Origin of the sequence: Pseudomonas sp. FSL R10-0399 (assembly GCF_009600165.1) — a bacterium.
GTDB classification, from domain to species: Bacteria; Pseudomonadota; Gammaproteobacteria; order Pseudomonadales; family Pseudomonadaceae; genus Aquipseudomonas; species Aquipseudomonas helleri.
This window is the reverse complement of sequence record NZ_WIWK01000263.1, coordinates 1-1,042: the sequence shown is the minus strand read 5'-3', so window position 1 is coordinate 1,042 and position 1,042 is coordinate 1. Positions and strand designations below refer to the sequence as shown.

2 protein-coding genes are annotated in these 1,042 nt (G+C 63.2%); one reads left to right on the top strand and one right to left on the bottom strand.

The genetic code is table 11. The features are described from left to right. Window positions 1-192: hypothetical protein (locus tag GHO41_RS29330; RefSeq protein WP_153435350.1), on the bottom strand; the 192-nt coding region annotated here is incomplete at its 3' end. A 371-nt stretch (window positions 193-563) separates the two neighbouring features. Between GHO41_RS29330 and GHO41_RS29325 the strand changes: the two genes are divergently transcribed. Next, window positions 564-1,042: P1 family peptidase (locus GHO41_RS29325; RefSeq protein ID WP_178126622.1), on the top strand; the 479-nt coding region annotated here is incomplete at its 3' end.

Sequence of the window (1,042 nt, the reverse complement as noted above, 5' to 3'; positions counted from 1 at the left end):
GCTTTCGGCCAGGGTGCGGGCCTGGCCACGGTTGCCGACCACCACGACGGTGTCCAGCGGGTTGTCGCTCTTGCTCTCGGCGGCCAGTAGCGGGCTTGCGGCCGTCGCGGCTTCGCACACGGCGAGAAACAACAGGCTGCGGGCGAAGATCTTGCGCGGCTGGGGTAAACCCGTGATACGTGAAGAAGTCATGGTACGAAGGCTCCAGTGTGTTCCCCGGTTCGCGCCCTGCTGGGTGGCCAACCTTGTCGGGTAAGGCGACGGCATTGGCGTCGCGAAAAAAGTGGTGAGTAGCGGCTTGTTGCCGGATGCTCTGGGGCATCAGTCTCAAGCTCTGGTGCAAAGGCCTTGAGCAAGGGCTGTGCCATTGTTGAAAAGCCTTTGTTAACAACGGCTTGCAGGGCGGGTGTGAGCGGGGTTGGTGTTTTTGTAGCAATGCCCGATCAGGGTGTTGATTTTTCTACAGGGGCATTGGATGGCGAACCGGCTGTTGACGGCGCTCTCGGCTTTGGCACATCACTTGCTCCACATCGGGTACCACCACCTTTTCAGGAAGCGATTGAATGCCACATCCCGGACCCCGCAACTTGCTCACCGACATCCCCGGCCTGTTGGTCGGCCACGCCATCGATGAACGTGTCGATACGGGTGTCACGGTGATCCGCACTGATCGCCCGTGGACTGCCAGCGTCGACATTCGTGGCGGCGGCCCGGGCGGGCGCGAGTCGGCGGCGCTGGAGCCGGAGAACATGGTCGGGCAGTTGCATGCGCTGGTGTTCTCTGGCGGCTCGGTGTTTGGCTTGGGCGCTGCAGATGCGGTGACGGCGGCGTTGTCGGTGCAAGGTGTTGGCCTGCATTTGAAGGCGGGCGCGCCGGCTATTCCTATCGTTCCGGCTGCCGTGTTGCACGACCTGTCCAATGACGGCGACAAAGATTGGGGGCTGGAGCCGCCTTATCGTCGCCTGGGGTTTGAGGCGCTGAACAACTGCGCCGAGGATTTCGACCTGGGGGCGGCAGGCGCGGGGCGTGGCGCCATGGCGGG